Raw genomic sequence first — 19,844 nt, forward strand, 5'->3', positions numbered from 1 at the left:
CGGCCCCTTTCCAGCGGCATGATGGCCTGGTGAAAAGGGAGCGCATCCGGCTGATGGCCGACCACTGGGCGTTCCCGCTGTGGTCGCGTCACGGCATGCTGTCGCCCGGCGACCTGCCCCTGTCGGCCGAGCTCGAGGCGCGGCTGGAGCGGTGGGGCGACCGGTACAGCGACGAGCTGGGACCGGAGTTCGAGTGGCCGTCCGATCAGGCGCGGGCGGCTTTCATCGCCGAAGGACGGCAATTGCACGCATTGGTCAGCCGGGAGTTGGGTGACCTTTACGAGATCATCTACGTGGACGATTACTGAGCGTGCTTTTGGTGCGGTGACGTTCCGCCGCGAATTCGGCCTGTACGACCGATGATCCGTGACTGTCCGGCGTCAGGCTTCCGGCCTGACTACGCCGGGTACGTGAAGCTCGGTCACGCATCCGCCGGCCCGCTTTTGTGCGCAAGCGCGTTCTTGTTTCGCCTGGTCGTCGCCAGCAGGATCTACTTCGACCCCGGAAAGATCCTCGTTGCCGCGAGGACCGGAGCCGTTGGAGGCAATCCTTCATGAGCGTCGCAACTCTGCCCAATGTTCCGCCCGATCCGACCGGCGCCGCCACCCCGCAAGAGCTGGGCCGGCGACTCCGCGCTCTGATGACACAGCGTAGATGCTCCGTGGACGCCGTTGTACGCCGCAGCAGCCTGGCCGGCACCCCCATCTCCCGGGCGACGGCACACAACTTGATCGCCGCCCGCAGCAACCCGCGGCGCGACACCCTGCTGGCCTTCCTGCGCGGCTGCCAGGTCCCCCCACGAGAGCAGATCCGCTGGCTGATCGCCTACGACCAGATCTTCCCCGAGGGCCGTTCCCCCGCCCCCAAGCTGAGCGCGTCCTGACGGTCGCGGTGGCGGCCACCACACCGCCAGGACGCGCTCACCCCACAACCGCCGCCAACCATCCCCAGACCAGCTCGCCCGGCGGCGCGCTGAAAAGCCCTGGTGCTCCGCCCACGGCGGCGGGCGGACCACCAGGGCCGCGCCGCGTCTCCCCCAGCCCCGCACCCCCCGATCACCACAACGAGTTCCGGCCCACCCACCCTTCACCGCAGCGCCCGATCTCCCCACCTCACTGCGGCCCACGAGACGGCCGAGCATCACAGCCACCACCCAAGACCGCTACCCGCCCCTCCCGGCGGCCCACACGCCGGCCAGAGCGCTGCGGGGCACACGCGCAAGCACCGCCCAAGACCGCTGCCGCCCATCCGGCGGCCCACACGCCGCCCAGAACGCCGCGGGGCAGACGCGCAACCATCGCCACGACCGCTGCCCAAGAGACGTGGCAAGCACCACCCAAGACGGGTGCCCTGCAGACGCCGCAGCACCGCCCAGAACCGCTGTCCGGCAGACGCGGCAAGCACCACCCAAGACCGCTGACCAGCAGACGCCGCAGCACCACCCAAGACCGCTGACCAGCAGACGCGGCAAGCACTACTCAAGACCGCTGTCCGGCAGACGCGGCAAGCGCTGCCCGAGACCGCCGTCCGGCAGACGCGGCAAGGACCACCCGGGACCGCTGTCCGGCAGACGCGGCAAGCGCCACAACCACCGGGCAAGACCACCGCTCCAGCAACGTGGCGGCACCGCGCCCGGTGATGATGGTGACCACGCTCGACCATCATCGCCCGACAAGCGCGGCGAGCGCCGGGACCGCCGCTGCTGATGCGGACCACGCCGCTATCACCGGCGTGCGGTGCCGGATACGAGGCGCCGTAGATGGGGCGGTGGCCGTTCTCGTCCGGAAGGTCGACAAGGGCCAGACACATCCGCGGTGTCGAGAACCGAGGCCGCACCGCGGCTGGGCTGCGGAGTAACTGGTCGGGACCGCTTCCTCTGCCACGCCTGGCTGGCTCGCAACGCGCCCGAAGGCTTCGATGTGGGCTTCGGCGAGTGGGAGGCTCAGCTCTCGAACTTCGAGGGATCCGTGCACACCCTTCAACCACGAGGAGGCTGCCGCGAGGTGTGCGCGCCTCTGATCCGGGCCGCAATACACCGTCGGCTACGGCGCTCGCTGCCTTCGGTACCCGAAGTGCACGCCGCTGTGGTCGGCGCGCCCCGGTTGCCGGTGACGCGGGAAGGCTGAGCCCCTAGCGACGGGTGAGAGAACGGTGGATCGCCTCGGGGCGCGGCGTGCGGTAGATGATGGCCAGGGTTACACGAAGGGCGGCCAGGATGGTGGCCAAGGCGGCTACCGCGATGAGCGACCAGAACAGGTCGGGGGTCCACAAGCGGATCTGCGGCAGGCTGTAGCCCATCGAAGCGGGGAACACCGCCAAGGCCAGCGCCGCCACCAGGGCGCATCCGATCGCCCACGCGAACGCTGCGGCTCGGTGGCGCGGGTGGCGGGCGTGGCGGCGTACGAGGGAAATGATGATTGTCAGCGCCAGCAGAGAGGCCAGGGCGACCAGAACGTAGAGCGCCGACCGCAACAACGGATCCCACGGCGGTGCGGGCTCGGGTGTGCCGCCCAGGGCCATCCGCGTGATGGTGAAGGCTATCGACGCCAGGCGCGCGTCGAGGGCGGGGCTGTAACTGTCGGCCAGGACTATCACGCCCAGGCCGGCGCTCGGCACCAGCACCAGGTGGGCCCAGAAGCCGGGGTCGGCGCCCGCGTGCCAGACGATCCGGGTGCCGTCGAGCTTGGTGTCACGCCAGCCCAGGCCGTAGCCGACGTCGGTCTGGGCGGTCTGCATCTGGGTGATGGTCTCGGGCGCGATCACGCTGCGCGGGCCGTAGCGGCCGCCGTTCAGGTGGGCCATCGCGAAGTGCGTCATGTCCTCCAGGGACGCGGTCACGTAGCCGTACGGCAAGCCCGAAAGGTCGTAAGGGGCCTCGAAGCGACGTGGATGGCCGAACCAATAGCGGTGGCCGGCCGACGATGCGACCGTGTGGCGCATGTCGAGGGGGTCGAAGACCTGGCGTTGCAGCACCTCGCGGAACGGGCGGCCGGTCACCTCCTGCACCATCGCGCCCAGGACCATGTAGTTGGCGTCGCTGTACTGCGGCTCGCCCAGGCGGGCCGAGGCCAGGTCGCGCACCGAGCGCTCCAAGCCGTCGGGTGTGTTGTCGAAACGGTCGGTTCGGGACGCCCACCTCGGCAGGCCGCTCGTGTGGTTCAGCAGCTGGCGCACGGTGATCTGGGGAAAGGCGAACCACGGCAGGTGACGGCCCACCGGGTCGTCGAGGGCGACCCGGCCCCGCTCCACCAGCTGCATGACGGTCAGCGCGGTGAACGGTTTGGACACCGAGCCGATCAGGAACGGGGTCTGCGCGGTGACGCCGGACGTGTGCTGCTCGACGACCCGGTCGCGGGTGACTATCGCATAGGCCACGCCGGGGATCTTCAGCTCCCTCTGCTGCTGCTCCACATAGGTGGGCACGGCGAGGGTGAGGGCCAGGAGCGCATGGATGAGCATCGGACCTCCATAACCATATGGCTGTATGGTTATTGCAGTAAACCGTATCGCTATATGGTTATGCAATGGCGAGAACCGCTGATCATGAAGCCCGCCGCCGTCAGGTCGCCGAGGCGGTCGAGGAGCTCGTGGCGACCGAGGGCTTCGACGCCGTCACGGTCGCCCGGACCGCCGCGACCGCCGGCGTCTCGGTGGGCCTGGTCCAGCACTATTTTCGGACAAAAGACGATATGTTGCTGCACGCCTTCACGATCATCCGCGAGCGCCAGGAGACCAAGGTGCAGGATGAGGCGAAAAGAGCCGACAAGAAGGGCGCCAGAATCGAGGAGATCCTGCTCGACGCGCTGACGCAGCTCCTGCCCCTGGACGAGAAGAGGCGCCGAGAGTGCCGGGTGGAGCTGGCCTTCACCGGCCGCACCGTGGACAACCCCAAGCTGGCGGCGGCGCTCGGCCGCAGCAACTCTCACATCCGCGGCACGATCACGCAGGCCGTTCAGAACGGCAAGGAGTGCGGCGAGGTTCCCGAAGACACCGATGAGGCCACGGCCGCCGTACGCCTTCTGGCCCTCACCGAAGGACTACGGTTGCACGCCTACACCGAGCCGTCGGCGATCGCCGCCCGCGAGGCGATCGCCGGCGAGCTGCGGCGGGTGTTCCCCGGCGAGTGTCACCACCGCGCCGGGGAACCGGACGTCAGGCGCCCCGCAGGCTAGCCCCGAAGCGCGCGGCCACAGCGGCCACCGCGGCGTCGCGCGCGGCCAGGGTCTCCTCCGAGGTCAGCGTGCGGTCGGGGGCGCGGAAGGTCAGCTTGTAGGCCAGGGACTTCTTGCCCTCGCCGAGCTGGTCCGACTCGTACAGGTCGAACAGCGCGACCGACTCGAGAAGCTCGCCCGCGCCCTTCTCCAGCACTGACGAGACGGCCGCGGCCGGCGTGCCGGCGTCGACCACCAGCGCCACGTCGATCAGCGCGGGCGGGAAGGACGAGATCTTCTTCGCCTGCGTGACCGGCGCCGCGGGCACGGCGTCCAGGTCAAGTTCCATCACGCTCGTACGCCTCGGCAGCTCCCACGCCGACACGACAGCCGGGTGGAGCTCGCCCGCGTGGCCCACCACCTCACCGTCGACGCTGATCGCCGCGCAGCGGCCCGGATGCCACGGCGCCAGCTCGGCCGCCGCCACCGTCACCCGGTCGGCCGTGATGCCGGCCGCCGACAGCGCGACACGGGCCGCCTCGATCGCGTCGGCCCAGGTGGCCTCGCGACCGGCGCCCCACCAGCCGGCCGGGGCGATGTCGCCGGTCACGGCCGCGGCCAGGTGCCACGGCTGCTTCGGGACGATCGCGTTCGCGGCCTGCCACTCGTCGTCGGCCGGCTTGCGGTCGACGCCCATGGCCGGCGGCGCGGTCGTCGCCAGCGTCGGGAGGAAGACCAGGCCGGTCTCGAAGACGGCCAGGTCGCGGTGACCACGGCCCAGGTTCCGCTTGAGCGTGGCCAGCAGAGTGGGCAGCAGCGACGTGCGCAGCAGCGGCTCCTGCTCGGACAGCGGGTTGGTCAGCCGCACCGCGCTGCGCCGCGGGTCGTCGGCCGGATAGCCGAGCTGGTCGGCCGCCGACGGCGCCACGAACGGGTACGACAGCACCTCGACGTAGCCGTTCTCGGCCAGGGCCCGGCCCACCGTGCGGCGACGGCGCTGGGCCGGCGTGATGCCGGAGCCACCGCGGGCCGGGGGCAGGATGCTGGGGATGTCGTTGTACCCGCCGAGGCGGGCCACCTCCTCCACCAGGTCGATCGGCGCGAGCAGGTCGGGGCGCCACGACGGCGGCGTCACCTCGAGCGGCACGGTCTCCCGCACCTGGCAGCCGACCTGGGACAGCAGCCGGACCACGTCCGCGGAGGAATACGCGAGGCCGATCCGCTGAGCGGCCAGCGAAGGGTCGAGCGAGATCGGCGCGGGCGCGGCGACGTGGTCGATGTCGAGCACCGCGTCGTCAACGGTTCCGCCGGCGTGTTCGGTCAAGATCTGCACAGCGCGTGTAAGGGCCACCAGAGTCAACTGGGGGTCGACGCCGCGCTCCCAGCGCTTGGCCGCCTCGCTGAACAGCTTGTGGCGACGGGCCGTACGGCCGACCATCACCGGATCCCAGTGGGCCGCCTCGAGCAGCACGTCCACCGTGTCCGGCTGCCACTCGCTGGTCTCGCCGCCCATGACCGCGGCCAGCGAGATCGGGCCGGTGTCGTCGCAGATGACCATGTCCTCGGCGTCGAGCACGCGGGCCACACCGTCCAGGGTGGTCAGCTTCTCCCCGGGCCGGGCCCGGCGCACCACGAGGCCGCCGTTGAGCCGGTTGAGGTCGAAGACGTGCATCGGCTGCCCGAGCTCGAGCATCAGGTAGTTCGTGATGTCGACCGGCAGCGAGATGGCCCGGATGCCGGCCGCGACGAGCCGCTTCTGCATCCAGTCGGGCGACTTCGCGGTCGGGTCGATCCCCCGCACGACACGCGCCGAGAACCGGTCGCAGCCGACGGTGTCCTCGACCGACACCGGGAAGGGCGAATCGGCGGTGGGAGACGCTGCCGCGATGGCCGCGGGGTCGGTGTAGGCGGCCGAGAACGCGTAGGAGAGCTCGCGAGCGAGGCCGCGCAGGCTCATCTCGTAGCCGCGGTCCGGGGTGATCTCGACCTCGACCACGACGTCGTCGAGACCGACGGCGCCGCGCGCGTCGGTGCCCGGCGTGGCCGAGTCAGCGGGCAGCACGATGATGCCGGAGTGGTCGCCGCTGAGCCCGAGCTCGGCCGCCGAGCAGATCATGCCGTTGGAGTTGCGGCCGTACGTCTTGCGCGCACCGATCTTGAAGCCGCCCGGCAGCTCGCCACCGGGCAGGATCACCACGACGAGGTCGCCCTCGGCGAAGTTCCGCGCCCCGCAGACGATCTCCTGCGGCGCGTCACGGCCCACATCGACGGTCGTGAACCGGATCGGCTTCTTGAAGCCGGTCAGCTCCTCGATCGTCAGCACCCGCCCGACGACCAGGTCACCCTTGATGGTGGCGGTCTGGTCGACGATCGACTCGACCTCCATGCCGAGGTTGGTGAGCGCCGAGTCCAGCTGAGCGGCGGTGAGGTCCGCGGGCAGCTCGACGAACTCGCGCAGCCACGAGAGCGTGGTCTTCATCGCGTCAGACCTCCATTCCGAAGTTCGTGGTGAAGCGGATGTCGCCCTCGACCATGTCGCGCATGTCGCTGACCCCGTTGCGGAACATCAGGGTGCGCTCCACGCCCATGCCGAAGGCGAAGCCCGAATAGCGGTCGGGGTCGATGCCGCAGGCGGTCAGCACCCGCGGGTTGACCATGCCGCAGCCGCCCCACTCGACCCAGCGCGGGCCGTCGCGGTGCTGCTCGAACCAGACGTCGAACTCGGCGCTGGGCTCGGTGAACGGGAAGTAGTGGGGACGCCAGCGGGTGCGCGCCGAGGAACCGAACATCGCCTTGGCGAAGTGGTCGAGGGTGCCGCGCAGGTGGGCCATGGTGATGCCCTCGTCGACGACCAGGCCCTCGATCTGGTGGAAGACCGGGCTGTGGGTGGCGTCCAGCTCGTCCGAGCGGTAGGCCCGGCCGGGGCTGACCACGTAGATCGGCGGCTGCTTGGTGATCATCGAGCGGACCTGGCCGGGCGACGTGTGGGTGCGCATGACCAGGCCGGGCAGGTCGACGTAGAACGTGTCCATGGCACCGCGGACCGGGTTGTCGGGCCCGATGTTCAGCGCGTCGAAGTTGGCCCACTCGAGCTCCAGCTCGGGACCCTCCACGATGTCGTAGCCCATGCCGGCGAACAGGTCGCCCATGTGCTCCATCAGCGTGGTCAGCGGGTGGCGGGCGCCGCGCGGGGCGCGGTCCCACGGCAGTGTGACGTCGACGCGCTCCTGGACGAGCACCTTGGCCGCGCGGTCGAGCTCGAGCTCGGCCTGGCGGGAGTCGTACGCGCCCTGCACGGACTGACGGGCCAGGTTGACCCGCTTGCCGGCGTCGGACTTGGCGGCCGGCGGCAGCGAGCCGATCTCCCGGCGGGCCAGCGAGACCGGCGAGCGGTCGCCCAGGTGCAGGGGCTTGAGCGCGGCCAGCGCGTCGAGGTCGGCCGCGGCGTCGAAGGCCTGGCGCGCCTCGTCCACGGCGGCCTCGAGGGCGGCCGGGTCGAGCAGGGCGGCCTGCTTCGGATCGTACGGATCGTTGCGGTAGGACATGGTCGGGCGAGCTCCCTCACACCGGATGAGCCGAAGGCAGTCTACGGACGCGCGGCTGAGCCACAGCCCGCCGGTCAGGGAGAACGCAGGAACAGATGCCTAGCGCCCGCGACCAGCGGGCCGGCTAAACAGCATCGAGTGTCCTGGCACGGGTCCCAGCATAGCGGTCGTCACGAGGGGACAGCGACCGTGATACCCGCGTGGCCCGGGATCGGCGAATCCATCGCGGTCAGGGCCGCACCGGCCCCGGACAGGTCGATGACCTCGACGACCAGGCGACCCGGGTCGAGCCGGCCACGGGCCACGAGATCGAGCATCGGCGGATAGTCGACGGCGGCCATCCCGTGCGAGCCGACGATCTCCAGCTCCTGCGCGACGACGAGGTCCCAGGGCAGCGGCGCCCGCGCGGCGACGCCGAGCATCAGGCCGACCTGCACGTGCCGGCCGCCGCGCCGCAGGCTCCGCACCGAAGCCTCGGCCGTCTCGGCCGAGCCGTAAGCGTCGATCGCGATGTCGGCCTCGCCGACCACCGACGGCACCACGACCGCGCCGAGGGAGGCGGCCATCGCCGTCGCCGCCGGTGAGGGGTCGAGGGCGAGCACCCGCAGCTTCAGCGCCGCCGCGATCATCACCGCCGAGAGCCCTACTCCCCCGCAGCCGTAGACGGCGACCGTCGCGTCGTCGGGCACCGGACCGTGCCCGGTCAGTGCCCGGAAGGCGGTGGCGAACCGGCACCCCAGGGCGGCCGCCGGCACGAAATCGACGGCGTCGGGCAGCCGTACGAGGTTGGTGTCGGCCGCCCGCACCTGCACCTTCTCGGCGTACGACCCGGGGTGGGTGAAGCCGGGCTGGGTCTGGTTGGGGCAGATCTGAGCCCGGCCGGCCAGGCAGAACGGGCACCAGCCACAGCCGTTGACGAACGGCACGGTGACCCGGTCCCCGACCGCGAACCCCCGGACCTGAGGTCCGACCGCGGCGACGACGCCGGCGAACTCGTGGCCGGGGATGTGCGGCAACGGCACCGGGTCGTGCCCGCGCCAGGCGTGCCAGTCGGAGCGGCAGATGCCGGTGGCCCGCACGTCGACCACCGCGCCGTCGGGCGGGCAGTCCGGTTCGGGGACGTCGGCCACCCGGGGCGGGGCGCCGACCGCGTCGTAGACGACCGCGCGCATCAGCGCTGCGCCCGGGCCGACGCGTAGAGGCAGACGGCGGCGGCCGCGGCCAGGTTCAGGCTCTCGGCGCCGCCGTAGATCGGCACCCGGACCCGCCGGTCGGCCTCCTGGAGCACCGCGGGCGGCAGGCCGTGCGCCTCCGACCCGAACATCCAGGCGGTCGGCGCGGCCAGCACGCCGTCATCGGCCAGGGAGTCCAGGTCGTCGGAGCCGTATCCGCTGGTGGCGAGCACCTGCAGACCGGCGGCAGTCAGTTCGGGAACGACGTCGAGCGGGGCACGGACCACATCTACATGAAACAACGAGCCGGCCGAGGCGCGGACGCATTTCCCGTTGTACGGGTCCACGGCGTCCCCGGCGAAGATCACCGCGTCCGCTCCGGCCGCGTCGGCGGTGCGCAGGATCGTGCCCGCGTTGCCCGGGTCACGGATCTCGGCCACGACCGCGACCAGGCGCGGCTGCTTGGCCAGGGCCTCGTGGATCGGCACGTCGACGCGCTCGCAGACCGCGATCAGGCCCTGCGGGTTCACCGTCTCGGCCAGCGAGGCCAGCGCGTCGTCGTCCACCGGCGAGACGACCGGCGCCTCGGCCGCCAGCTCGGCGTGCCGGGAAAGGCCGTCACCGGAGCCGAACAGCTCGACCACGACCCCGGCGGCGAGCGCTTCCCGGACCGCTTGCGGCCCTTCGGCGAGGAATCGGCCGGCCTGGTCGCGGTCCTTGCGGCGCTGCAACTTACGGGCCGCTACAACCCGAGGTGTACGAGACGTAAAGGTCATCCGGGCTCTCCACGAAGCAGGGCGCTCCCCGTTCGCACGGGAAGCGCCCTCAATCAACGGTGTTGCATTAGTTTTCCGCCGCGGGTGGGCAGAGCTTCTTCGAAATCAGGCAGCCTGCGCGGCGGCGCCGCCGGTGCCCTCGGCCGCCACGGCGGCCCGCGCGACCTCGACGATCGCCGCGAAGGCGGCGGCGTCGTTCACCGCGAGGTCGGCCAGGATCTTGCGGTCCACCTCGACGCCGGCCAGCTTCAGGCCCTGGATGAGGCGGTTGTAGGTCAGGCCGTTGGCCCGAGCACCCGCGTTGATACGCGTGATCCACAGCTGGCGGAAGTCGCCCTTGCGGTCACGACGGTCGCGGTACGAGTACTGCATCGAGTGCAGCACCTGCTCCTTGGCCTTGCGGTAAAGGCGGGAGCGCTGACCGCGATATCCGCTGGCGGTCTCCAGCAACGTGCGACGCTTCTTCTGGGCGTTGACTGCCCGCTTGACGCGTGCCATTTCAGTACTCCTAACAGGGGAACGTGTGTGGCGCGCGCGTCAGCGGCCCAGCAGCTTCTTCACTCGCGGAATGTCCGCCTTGGCGACGGCGGCGGTGCCCGTCATACGGCGCGTGACGTGCGAGGACTTGCCCTCGAGCAGGTGGCGCTTGCCGACCTGCTCGGTGCGGAGCTTGCCCTTGCCGGTGACCTTCACCCGCTTGCCGGTGCCGGTGTGCGGCTTGAACTTAGGCACTTGAGCCTCTTTCTGATCTTTCCGTGCGAGCGAGGGGCCGGCCGGCCCCACGTCGCACGGAAAAGCTGTCTACTCTGCGGTGGTTTCGGCGGGAGCGTCAGGCGCGACGCCCTCGCCCTCGCCCTCACGCGGCTCACGGCCAGGCTTGGCGGCGGCGACGTTGGCCGCCACGGCGGCGGCCTTCGTGGCCCGATGCGGGGCCAGCACCATGATCATGTTTCGGCCGTCCTGCTTCGGACTGGCCTCGACAAAACCAAGCTCCGAGATCTCTTCGCTGAGCCGGCGCAGAAGCCGGAAACCCAGCTCCGGGCGACTCTGCTCGCGACCGCGGAACATGATCGTCACCTTGACCTTGTCGCCCGCCTTGAGGAACCGCACCACGTGACCCTTCTTGGTCTCGTAGTCGTGCGGGTCGATCTTCGGACGGAGCTTCATTTCCTTGATGACGGTCTGCTGCTGGTTGCGCCGCGCTTCGCGTGCCTTCAGTGCGCTCTCGTACTTGAACTTGCCGAAGTCCATGAGCTTGCACACCGGCGGCCGCGCCATCGGAGCAACCTCGACCAGGTCCAGATCGACGTCCGCGGCCAGCTGGAGAGCGCGCTCGAGCGGGACGATGCCCACCTGCTCACCCTCGGGGCCGACCAGTCGGACCTCACGAGCCCGGATCTGTTCGTTAACGCGTGGTTCGACGCTGATGGGGCCTCCTCAGAACGTGGATAATCCCCGCGGGTGCGGGAATCACTGCCAATGTCGGTCGGCCCCGCGCCCTCACCTGCCGGGCGCCGGGAAAGCAGAAGGCCCCGCTCGCACTTATGAAAAGTGCATGCCGGGGCCCGCTCGACCGGTCATCGGCGCCCATGAGGACGCGCTCCGCGACGAGAATATTCCCGTCGTGGATGACCGGACCCGGCCCTCGAAGAGAGGACTGCGGGTGGGAGCCGGCGGGCTCCTCTTTCGCGCCCCGCTCGAGAGCAGGGCGTGGTCGACTGCCGTGAAGTCTACCAGGTGCCCGGGATCAGGCCTCGACGGAGGCCGCGTGCAGCTGGCGCAGCGTGCGCACGCCCTCGACCGCGTAGTCCTTGTCGGCCGCCTGGAGCGCGTGGATCGAGATCTGCTCCTCGTCGTGGAGCTCGAGCTGAGCCCAGGGCGAGTTGCGGTCGAAGCGCACCTTGCGCACCACCGACCACGGCAGGTCGTAGCCGCCGACCACGTTGCGGATCTTGATGTGGTCGGCGTCGGCCGTGACCTTGGGACGGCAGAAGGCCAGGATGCCCAGGCCGATCAGGATCCCGAGGCCGATCATGGCGGCCTGGTCGCCGCGCTGGAACGTGCCGGAGTTGTCGAAGCCGGCCGACCCGTGCAGACCGAAGCTCAGCACGGTGAACAGCAGGGCCACACCGACCGCGAGCGGCACGGCCACCCAGCGGATCTTCAGTGGCCGGTAGGTAACGGGCTTGGCGTCCACCAGAGTCAATTTACAGCCTGCAATTCGCGATGTCGGTGACGAGGATGGCCCGGGCGCCCAGTTCGTAGAGCTCGTCCATGATCCGGTGTACGTCGCGACGCGGCACCATCGCCTGCACGGCGACCCAGCCCTCCCGGTGCAGCGGCGACACGGTCGGTGACTCGATGCCCGGGGTCAGCCCGGTCGCCTGGTCGAGCAGGTCGGCGCGCACGTCGTAGGCCAGCATCACGTAGCTGCGGGCCACCAGGACACCCTGGAGACGGCGGATGAGCTGGGCGGCTCCCGCCTGCTCCTCCGGGCGGCCGATCAGAATGGCCGACGAGCGCAGCAGCGGCTCGCCAAAGGTGACCAGCCCGGCCTGGCGCAGCGTGGCACCGGTCTCGACCACGTCGGCGATCAGGTCGGCCACGCCGAGGCGCACCGCGTTCTCCACCGCGCCGTCGAGACGTACGACATCGGCCTTGAGCTCGTGCTCGGCCAGATAGCGCTCGACGACGCCGGGGTACGCGGTGGCGATGCGCCTGCCGCCGATCTCGTCGGCCGTGATCGGGCTGTCGGCCGGGGCGGCCCAGCGGAACGTGGCCCCGCCGAAGTTCAGGTCGAGCACCTCGCTGGCCGGGACGCCCGAATCGACCAGCAGGTCGCGGCCGGTGATACCGAGGTCCAGGTCACCCGATCCGACGTACGTGGCGATGTCGCGAGGGCGCAGGTAGAAGAACTCGACGTTGTTGGCCTCGTCGCGGCAGGCCAGGTCCTTGGGGTCGGTGCGCTGGCGGTAGCCGGCGTCGCGCAGCATCTGGGAGGCGGGCTGGGACAGGGTCCCCTTGTTGGGTACGGCGATTCGCAGCATGACGGACGTGCTCCTCTTACTCGATGGGAGAACTCATCGGGGCGGCACGTCACAAATGTCGGTAGACGTCCTCGAGCTTCAGTCCGGTCGCGATCATCAGCACCTGGGCTTGGTAGAGCAGTTGGGAGATCTCCTCGGCGGCCCGCTCGGGGCCCTCGTGCTCGGCGGCCATCCAGGACTCGGCCGCCTCCTCGACGACCTTCTTCCCGATGAAGTGGACTCCGCGCTCCAGGGCGGCGACGGTGGACGACCCCTCGGGTTTCTCCACCGCTTTCGCCTGAAGCTCGGCGAACAGCTCTTCGAACGTCTTCACGCCGAGCATTTTGCCAACTCGTCACGGGATGGCGACGAACGGCCCCAGCAGGTGAGACGTGGCCTAGGCTGCCGGACATGGTCAGCCGAAACACCCTCACCTCCGTCGGCGGCGCCGCGCTGCTGGTCGCCGCCCTGGCGGGCTGCGCTCCCGCCGACGAAAACTCGTCCCCCACCGCGTCCGCCTCGTCGTCGGGGAACGTCTGCCCTGCTGGCGCGCTCACCACCAAGACGGCTGGCAAGCTGACGATCGGCACCGACAACCCCGCGTACGAGCCGTGGTTCTCCGACAACGACCCCAAGAACGGCAAAGGGTTCGAATCGGCCGTGGCGTACCAGGTCGCCCAGCGTCTCGGGTACGCGCAGGACAACGTGATCTGGACCTCTGTGACGTTCAACAACGCCATCGCCCCGGGGCCGAAGGCGTTCGACTTCGACATCAACGAGTTCTCGATCACACCCGAACGGCGTAACGCGGTCGACTTCTCGTCGCCCTACTACCTCGTCCGCCAGACAGTGATCACCACCAAGGGCTCGAAGATCGCCTCGGCCGCCTCGATCGCCGACCTCAAGGGCGCGAAGCTCGGGGCCCAGGTCGGCACGACCAGCTACCAGGCGATCACCGACCTGATCAAGCCGAGCACCCAGCCGTCGGTCTTCAACAACAACGACGACGCCAAGGCGGCACTGGTCAACGGCACGGTCGACGGCATCGTGGTCGATCTGCCGACCGCGTTCTACATGACCTCGGCCGAGCTCGACAACGGCGTCATCGTCGGCCAGCTGCCGCAGGTGGGCACGCCGGAGCAGTTCGGGCTGGTGCTCGACAAGGACTCGGCGCTGACCAGCTGTGTCAGCCAGGCGGTCGACCAGCTGCGCCAGGACGGCACCCTCGCGGTGCTGGAGAAGACCTGGCTGGCCGACTCGGGCGGGGCCAAAGAACTGTCGTGACCCCCTCCGACCACCCCGCCGCCGCCCTTAACCGGACTGAAGGCGGAGTCGACCACATTCCTAGCGACATTCAGCGCGGCCGGATTGCTTACCGACGCAAGCAAGCCATCCGGTCCGTGCTGCTCGCCGCGCTCTCCACGGCGGTGCTCGGGGTCCTGCTCGGCTTCCTGATCACCGGGGCACCCGGCTGGGACCGGGTCAAGCAGTCGTTCTTCGACCCCGACGTGGCCCGGGAGTACCTTCCGGAGATCCTCGAGGGCCTGTGGCTCAACATCCGGCTCTTCGTGGTCTGCGCCGCCTGCGCCCTGGCCCTCGGCCTGCTGATCGCCATCCTGCGCACGCTGCGCGGCCCGGTCTTCTTCCCGGTCCGCGCGCTCGCGACGGTGTACACGTACTCGTTCCGCGGCCTGCCGCTGATCATCGTGATCTACCTGTTCGCGTTCGGCATCCCGGGCCTGCGCCTTCAGGGCACGCCGAGCGTGACGGTGCTCGGTGGCGCCGCCATCGTCATCACGTACGGCGCCTATCTGGCCGAGGTGATCCGCTCCGGCATCGAGTCGGTGCATCCGAGCCAGGTCGCGGCGGCCCGCTCGCTCGGGCTCAGCTACCGGCAGGCGATGCGCCACGTGGTGCTGCCACAGGCCGTACGGCGGTCGGCGCCACCGCTGCTGAACGACACTGTGGCCATGCAGAAGGACGTGGGGCTGATCTCGCTGGCCGGTCCGATCGACGCGATCCGCGCGGCGCAGATCGGCGTGGCCTCGGACGCGAATTTCACGCCGTACGTCGTCGCCGGTGTGCTCTTCGTCCTTCTGGCCCTGCCGCTGATCGGGATCACCGACTTCGTGACGCTCCGGGCCGCCCGCCGCCAGAACGCGGGGACCTGACATGGTGCTCTCCTGTGAGGACGTCCGGAAGACGTTCGGGGCCAACGTCGTGCTCGACGGGCTGACCCTGGACGTCGGCGAGCACGAGGTGGTCGCGCTGATCGGCGCCTCCGGCTCGGGCAAGTCGACGCTGCTGCGCTGCGTGAACCTGCTGGCCGAGATCGACGACGGCACGATCCGCCTCGACGGCGAGGACATCACGGATCCCCGGGTCGACCCCGATGTCGTACGGCAGAAGATCGGCCTGGTCTTCCAGTCGTACAACCTGTTCCCGCACATGACCGTGCTCGACAACATCACGCTGGCCCCGGTGCGCGTGCACAAGAGGCCGGTGGCCGAGGCCCGCGAGCAGGCGCACGAGTGGCTGAAGCGGGTCGGGCTGGCCGACAAGGCCGGCGCCTATCCGGACCGGCTCTCCGGCGGCCAGCAGCAGCGCGTGGCGATCGTGCGGGCGCTGGTCAACAACCCGCGGCTGCTGCTGCTCGACGAGGTCACCTCGGCCCTCGACCCGGAGCTGGTGGGCGAGGTGCTCACCATGATCCGCGACCTCAAGGGCGAGGGCATGACCATGGTGCTGGCCACCCACGAGATGGGCTTCGCCCGGCAGGTGGCCGACCGGGTCGCCTTCCTCGACAAGGGCCGGGTGCTCGAGGAGGGTCCGCCCGAGCAGGTGCTGGGCGAGCCGGTGGAGACGCGCACCCGGCAGTTCCTGGCCCGCATCATCGAGGCCGGCCGACTGTAGATTGACGACCGTAGTCGTGCAATGACAGGGTGTGACGGCGGGCACGGGGGTGAACCGCCGAACACGGGGAAGGCGGCCCCCTGCCCGGGGGAAGGACCGCCATGCATCTCTTCCACATCGCTTTGTTGGCGCCACTGCTGATAGCGCCTTCGGCCACCAGAGTCGACGCGGCCGAGCTCCGCCTGGACGGTTCCCGGGTGCGGGTCACGCTTTCCGCGACCTGCCCGGCCGGTGCGAGCCTGCGGGTCGAGGTGACGGTGACCGCGGTCAACGGCACCGCGATCGCCCAGGGCACCGGCCGCGAGAAGGCCGACTGCACCGGCACCGCCCAGCAGCTCGTGCTGCGTGTCGACCGCGACCCGGCCGGCGCGCTCTTCGTCCGGGGCGCCGCCACCGCCCGTACCGTCCGAACGGTCTGCGACCCCGCCGGCTGCGAGGTCATCCCGTTCGACGAGACCATCCGGATCACCAAGTGATCGCCCCGATGCTCGCGGCGGCACTCCTGGTGACCCCGCCGGCCGCCACGATCGACGTGCTCTGGACGACCCTCGCGGCCCGCGGCGCGGCCGTCGACGTGGCCTTCGGCGTCGAATGTCCCGAAGGCTTCACCGGCACCGCGACCGTGACCGTGGCCCAGGCCCGCCCCTCCGACGGGCTCCTGGCCCAGGGGTCCGCCGTGACCGCGCTGACCTGCTCCGGCACGGGCCTGCTCTACACCCAGCGGGTCACCGCCACCATCACCGGCGCACCCTTCGAGCGGGGCCGGGCGACCCTCGCCATGCAGGTGGTCGCCTGCGACGACGAGGAGTGCCTCAGCACCCCGCTCAACCGGGACATCCGCATCACGAAGCTGCCTTAGGGCTTCCCCAGCTCGCGGATGACAAGGGCCGCGTCCAGGACGGCGACCGCTGTGGCCCAGCCCTTGTCCTCGACCGAGTCCTCCAGGCCGGCCCGGTCGCGGGCCTGGCCCAGGCTGTGCACGGTCAGGACGCCGTGGCCGACCGGTGTTGACTCGTCCAGGGCGACCCGGGTCAGGCCGGCCGTGACGGAGTCGTTCACGTATTTGAAGTGGTCGGTCTCGCCCTTGATGACCACGCCGAGGGCGACCACCGCGTCGCACTGGCGGGCCAGGGCCTGGGCGACGATCGGCAGCTCGACCGAGCCCGCCACGCGGTGCACCACGACGTCCTCGACGCCGCACGCCTCGGCCGCCGCCTTGGCCCGCTCGATCATGTGATCGATCAGGTCGGCGTGCCAGCGGGAGCCGACGATGCCGAGGCGCAGCCCCTTCGCGTCGACGGTCTGCAGGTGCGGGTCACCGAATCCGGCCATGTCGTCCCCCTTTATCGGACATTATCGCGTCATTGAACGGCACGGTCAGCCCAACGCCTCGAACAGGTGCCCCATGCGGTCCCGCTTCGTGCGCAGGTAGTGCACGTTCTCCGGGTGCAGCCGCACGGGCAGCTCCTCCCGGCCGGTGATGGTCAGGCCGTAGCCCTCGAGGCCGGCGCGCTTGGCCGGGTTGTTGGTCAGCAGCCGCATCGAGCGCACGCCCAGGTCGTACAGGATCTGCGCCCCGGTGCCGTAATCGCGCGCGTCGGCCGGCAGCCCCAGCTCCAGGTTGGCGTCGACCGTGTCGAAGCCCTTGTCCTGCAACTGGTACGCCTGGAGCTTGTGCAGCAGGCCGATGCCCCGGCCCTCGTGCCCGCGCATGTAGAGCACCACCCCGCGCCCGGCCGCCGCCACCTTCTCCAGGGCCGCGTCGAGCTGGGGGCCGCAGTCGCAGCGCTTCGAGCCGAAGACGTCGCCGGTCAGGCACTCGGAGTGCACCCGCACGAGCACGTCCTGGCCGTCGCCGATCTCCCCGAAGACCAGCGCCACGTGCTCGCCGTTGTCGACCAGCGCGCGGTAGCCGACCGCGGTGAAGTCGCCGTGCTCGGTCGGCAGCCGGGTCTCCACGACCCGCTGCACCTGCGACTCGCGGTGCTTCCGATAGGCGACCAGGTCGGCGATCGTGATCAGGGCCAGGTCGTGCTCGACCGCGAACTTCTCCAGGTCGGGGCGGCGCTGCATGGTGCCGTCGTCGTTCACCATCTCGCAGAGCACGCCGGCCGGCCGCAGCCCGGCCATCTCGGCCAGGTCGATCGAGGCCTCGGTGTGCCCGGGCCGGCGCAGCACGCCGCCGGCGCGGGCCCGCAGCGGCACCACGTGCCCGGGGCGGGTCAGGTCGGTGGGCTGGGTCTCGGCCGAGGCGAGCAGGCGGATCGTGTGCGCGCGGTCGGCGGCCGAGATGCCCGTGGCCACGCCCTCCCGGGCGTCGACGGTCACCGCATAGGCCGTACCCCGGGCGTCTTGATTGGTGTGGAACTGAGGGGGCAGGTCGAGGCGGTCGGCCTCCGACTCGGGGATCGGCACGCAGATGTAGCCCGACGTGTAGCGGACCATGAAGGCGACCAGTTCGGGCGTGGCCTTCTCGGCCGCGAAGATCAGGTCGCCCTCGTTCTCGCGGTCCTCGTCGTCGACGACGATGACGGCCTTACCGGCGGCGATGTCCTTGATCGCGCGCTCGATGTCGGGGAAATCAGACATTGCGTGCTCCCTGGTTGGGCAGGCTCAGCATCTTTTCGACATATTTCGCGATCACGTCGACCTCGAGATTGACGGGGTCGCCGACGTCTTTACCGCCCAGCACAGTCAGCTTGGAGGTTGTCGGGATAAGTCCGACACTGAAGCTTTCGTCATCCACCGCCATGACGGTCAGCGACACCCCGTCAACGGTGATCGAGCCCTTCTCCACGACGTAGCGTGCGAGCGAGGCCGGCAGGGAGAACCGCACGACCTCCCAATCCGCGCCCGGCTCGCGGGCGACGATGCGCGCGACGCCGTCCACGTGCCCCTGCACCAGGTGGCCGCCGAGGCGGCTGCCGAGCGCGGCCGCCCGCTCCAGGTTGACCGGGCTGCCCTCCTCCAGCGCGCCCAGCGACGAGCGCCGCAGCGTCTCGCCCATCACGTCGGCGGTGAAGACGCCGTCCACGTTGTCGATGACGGTCAGGCAGACCCCGTTTACCGAGATCGAGTCGCCGTGCCGCGCGTCCGACGTGACCAGCGGCCCGCGCACGGCGAGCACGGCCGAGTCGCCGCCGTTGTCAGTGAGGCCGACGACCTCACCCAGTTCTTCGACGATTCCGGTGAACATCAGCTCTCCCTGGTCTTCTCGCGGAGCGATGCGGTGAAGCGCAGGTCGGGACCGATCTGCGCGATATCGGTGAGTTCGAGTTCGATGGCGTCGCCGATGGTGGCGACGCCCGCGTCGACCAGCGCGGTCGTGCCCGCGCCGAGCAGTTTCGGAGCCACGTAGCCGACCACCTGATCGACCAGCCCGGCCGCGAGGAAAGCGCCGGCCAGCGTCGGCCCGCCCTCCAGCAGCACCGACCGGATGCCCCGGCCGTAGAGCGCGGTGAGCAGGGCGTTCAGGTCGACACGCCCGTCCGGCCCGGCGCCGGCCTCGCGGTTGGTGACGACCCAGGTGGGTGCGGCGGCGTCGTTGACTCGCGCGTTTGCGGGGGTACGACCGGACGAGTCGACCACCACACGCAACGGCTGCTTGATGGCGAGAGACCCGTCCCGCAGATCACGGACGGTCAGGTGCGGATCGTCGGCGATGACCGTGCCCACACCGGCCACGATCGCGTCGACCGTGGCCCGCAGCGCGTGCACATCGGTGCGCGCGGGAGCCGAGGTGATCCACTGGCTGGTGCCGTCGGCGGCCGCCGACCGCCCGTCCAGAGTCGCGGCGAACTTCCAGGTCACGTAGGGCCGGCCGCGCCGCACCGCGGTCAGCCAGGCGATGTTGCCCTGGCCGGCCTCCTGGCGGCGGACGCCGGTCTCGACGTGGATGCCCGCGGCCCGCAGGGTGACCGCGCCGCCGGCCGCGACCGGGGTCGGGTCGTCGACGGCGATGACCACCCGGCGCACGCCGGCGCCGATCAGCGCCTGGCTGCACGGCCCGGTGCGCCCGGTGTGGTTGCAGGGTTCGAGGGTGACGACGGCGGTGCCGCCGCGGGCCCGCTCGCCGGCCTGGGCCAGCGCCACGATCTCGGCGTGCGGCCCACCGGCGTACGCGTGGAAGCCCTCACCGACGACCTCACCGTCGGCGTCGAGCAGGATGCAGCCGACCACGGGGTTGGGGCTGGTCGTGCCGAGGCCCCTGGCGGCCAGCGCGATCGCGCGGCGCATCGCCTCGTCCTCGGTCACCATCCGC

The 19,844-nt window shown here is 70.5% G+C and carries 23 protein-coding genes; 8 read left to right on the top strand and 15 right to left on the bottom strand.

The window, feature by feature from the left end; translation table 11 throughout:
• The first annotated feature begins 29 nt into the window (after positions 1–29).
• Positions 30–308 (top strand): immunity protein CdiI family protein, encoded by a 279-nt coding sequence (locus tag ACQP2X_RS36815; RefSeq protein ID WP_498689864.1) that lies wholly within the window; start codon positions 30–32, stop codon positions 306–308.
• Positions 309–661: 353 nt separating this feature from the next.
• Entirely contained in the window at positions 662–883 is a 222-nt protein-coding gene (locus ACQP2X_RS36820) for a hypothetical protein (protein ID WP_498689865.1), read from the top strand.
• Between the two features lie 1,247 nt (positions 884–2,130).
• Here the strand turns inward: ACQP2X_RS36820 and ACQP2X_RS36825 are convergent.
• Positions 2,131–3,459: a serine hydrolase domain-containing protein gene (locus tag ACQP2X_RS36825; protein WP_498689866.1), complete on the bottom strand. Its 1,329-nt coding sequence runs from the start codon at positions 3,457–3,459 to the stop codon at positions 2,131–2,133.
• Positions 3,460–3,524: 65 nt separating this feature from the next.
• Between ACQP2X_RS36825 and ACQP2X_RS36830 the strand changes: the two genes are divergently transcribed.
• Positions 3,525–4,172: a TetR/AcrR family transcriptional regulator gene (locus ACQP2X_RS36830; RefSeq protein ID WP_498689867.1), complete on the top strand. Its 648-nt coding sequence runs from the start codon at positions 3,525–3,527 to the stop codon at positions 4,170–4,172.
• Here the strand turns inward: ACQP2X_RS36830 and pheT are convergent.
• From pheT to ACQP2X_RS36880, 10 genes are all read right to left on the bottom strand, one after another.
• The gene (gene pheT, locus ACQP2X_RS36835; RefSeq protein ID WP_498689868.1) at positions 4,153–6,630 is read right to left on the bottom strand and encodes a phenylalanine--tRNA ligase subunit beta; all 2,478 of its coding nucleotides are present in this window, start codon (positions 6,628–6,630) and stop codon (positions 4,153–4,155) included. The two genes, ACQP2X_RS36830 and pheT, sit on opposite strands and share 20 nt — an antisense overlap.
• 4 nt (positions 6,631–6,634) lie before the next feature.
• Positions 6,635–7,696, bottom strand: coding sequence for a phenylalanine--tRNA ligase subunit alpha (pheS, locus tag ACQP2X_RS36840; protein ID WP_498689870.1), 1,062 nt, complete (start codon positions 7,694–7,696; stop codon positions 6,635–6,637).
• Positions 7,697–7,866: 170 nt separating this feature from the next.
• Positions 7,867–8,868, bottom strand: a complete 1,002-nt coding sequence (locus tag ACQP2X_RS36845; protein WP_498689872.1) for an alcohol dehydrogenase catalytic domain-containing protein — start codon at positions 8,866–8,868, stop codon at positions 7,867–7,869.
• Positions 8,868–9,644 (bottom strand): TrmH family RNA methyltransferase, encoded by a 777-nt coding sequence (locus ACQP2X_RS36850; RefSeq protein WP_498689874.1) that lies wholly within the window; start codon positions 9,642–9,644, stop codon positions 8,868–8,870. The genes ACQP2X_RS36845 and ACQP2X_RS36850 overlap by 1 nt, the downstream gene beginning before the upstream one ends.
• A 105-nt stretch (positions 9,645–9,749) precedes the next feature.
• Positions 9,750–10,142 (bottom strand): 50S ribosomal protein L20, encoded by a 393-nt coding sequence (rplT, locus tag ACQP2X_RS36855; RefSeq protein WP_097324701.1) that lies wholly within the window; start codon positions 10,140–10,142, stop codon positions 9,750–9,752.
• Positions 10,143–10,181: 39 nt separating this feature from the next.
• Entirely contained in the window at positions 10,182–10,376 is a 195-nt protein-coding gene (gene rpmI / locus ACQP2X_RS36860; RefSeq protein ID WP_498689876.1) for a 50S ribosomal protein L35, read from the bottom strand.
• 69 nt (positions 10,377–10,445) lie between these two features.
• Positions 10,446–11,072, bottom strand: a complete 627-nt coding sequence (gene infC / locus ACQP2X_RS36865) for a translation initiation factor IF-3 (RefSeq protein ID WP_498701127.1) — start codon at positions 11,070–11,072, stop codon at positions 10,446–10,448.
• Between the two features lie 319 nt (positions 11,073–11,391).
• On the bottom strand, positions 11,392–11,841 hold the full coding sequence (locus ACQP2X_RS36870; RefSeq protein ID WP_498689878.1) for a PH domain-containing protein: 450 nt from the start codon (positions 11,839–11,841) through the stop codon (positions 11,392–11,394).
• Positions 11,842–11,851: 10 nt separating this feature from the next.
• A complete protein-coding gene (hisG, locus tag ACQP2X_RS36875) occupies positions 11,852–12,691 on the bottom strand; it encodes an ATP phosphoribosyltransferase (RefSeq protein WP_498689879.1) in 840 nt (279 codons plus the stop codon).
• Between the two features lie 49 nt (positions 12,692–12,740).
• Entirely contained in the window at positions 12,741–13,004 is a 264-nt protein-coding gene (locus ACQP2X_RS36880) for a phosphoribosyl-ATP diphosphatase (protein WP_498689880.1), read from the bottom strand.
• 77 nt (positions 13,005–13,081) lie between these two features.
• On the opposite strand from ACQP2X_RS36880, the gene ACQP2X_RS36885 reads away from it, so the two are divergent.
• From ACQP2X_RS36885 to ACQP2X_RS36905, 5 genes are all read left to right on the top strand, one after another.
• Entirely contained in the window at positions 13,082–13,954 is an 873-nt protein-coding gene (locus ACQP2X_RS36885; RefSeq protein ID WP_498689881.1) for an ABC transporter substrate-binding protein, read from the top strand.
• Between the two features lie 107 nt (positions 13,955–14,061).
• Positions 14,062–14,841, top strand: coding sequence for an amino acid ABC transporter permease (locus ACQP2X_RS36890; RefSeq protein WP_498701129.1), 780 nt, complete (start codon positions 14,062–14,064; stop codon positions 14,839–14,841).
• Between the two features lies 1 nt (position 14,842).
• The gene (locus tag ACQP2X_RS36895) at positions 14,843–15,583 is read left to right on the top strand and encodes an amino acid ABC transporter ATP-binding protein (protein ID WP_498689884.1); all 741 of its coding nucleotides are present in this window, start codon (positions 14,843–14,845) and stop codon (positions 15,581–15,583) included.
• 101 nt (positions 15,584–15,684) lie between these two features.
• Positions 15,685–16,059 carry a hypothetical protein gene (locus ACQP2X_RS36900; RefSeq protein ID WP_498689885.1) on the top strand — a complete coding sequence of 125 codons (375 nt, stop codon included), beginning with the start codon at positions 15,685–15,687 and terminating at the stop codon, positions 16,057–16,059.
• Positions 16,056–16,442, top strand: a complete 387-nt coding sequence (locus ACQP2X_RS36905; RefSeq protein ID WP_498689887.1) for a hypothetical protein — start codon at positions 16,056–16,058, stop codon at positions 16,440–16,442. The genes ACQP2X_RS36900 and ACQP2X_RS36905 overlap by 4 nt, the downstream gene beginning before the upstream one ends.
• Here ACQP2X_RS36905 and ribH read toward each other — a convergent pair.
• Genes ribH through ribD form a run of 4 tightly spaced genes read right to left on the bottom strand, consistent with a single transcriptional unit; the run spans position 16,439 to position 19,840 of the window.
• Positions 16,439–16,915 (bottom strand): 6,7-dimethyl-8-ribityllumazine synthase, encoded by a 477-nt coding sequence (gene ribH / locus ACQP2X_RS36910; RefSeq protein ID WP_498653779.1) that lies wholly within the window; start codon positions 16,913–16,915, stop codon positions 16,439–16,441. The two genes, ACQP2X_RS36905 and ribH, sit on opposite strands and share 4 nt — an antisense overlap.
• A 45-nt stretch (positions 16,916–16,960) precedes the next feature.
• Entirely contained in the window at positions 16,961–18,172 is a 1,212-nt protein-coding gene (locus ACQP2X_RS36915; RefSeq protein WP_498689889.1) for a bifunctional 3,4-dihydroxy-2-butanone-4-phosphate synthase/GTP cyclohydrolase II, read from the bottom strand.
• Positions 18,165–18,779, bottom strand: coding sequence for a riboflavin synthase (locus tag ACQP2X_RS36920; protein WP_498689892.1), 615 nt, complete (start codon positions 18,777–18,779; stop codon positions 18,165–18,167). The genes ACQP2X_RS36915 and ACQP2X_RS36920 overlap by 8 nt, the downstream gene beginning before the upstream one ends.
• Entirely contained in the window at positions 18,779–19,840 is a 1,062-nt protein-coding gene (gene ribD, locus ACQP2X_RS36925) for a bifunctional diaminohydroxyphosphoribosylaminopyrimidine deaminase/5-amino-6-(5-phosphoribosylamino)uracil reductase RibD (protein WP_498689894.1), read from the bottom strand. Before ribD ends, ACQP2X_RS36920 begins: the two co-directional genes overlap by 1 nt.
• Positions 19,841–19,844: the final 4 nt, after the last annotated feature.

The organism is Actinoplanes sp. CA-131856, assembly GCF_050956135.1.
In the GTDB taxonomy this organism is placed as follows: Bacteria; Actinomycetota; Actinomycetes; order Mycobacteriales; family Micromonosporaceae; genus Actinoplanes.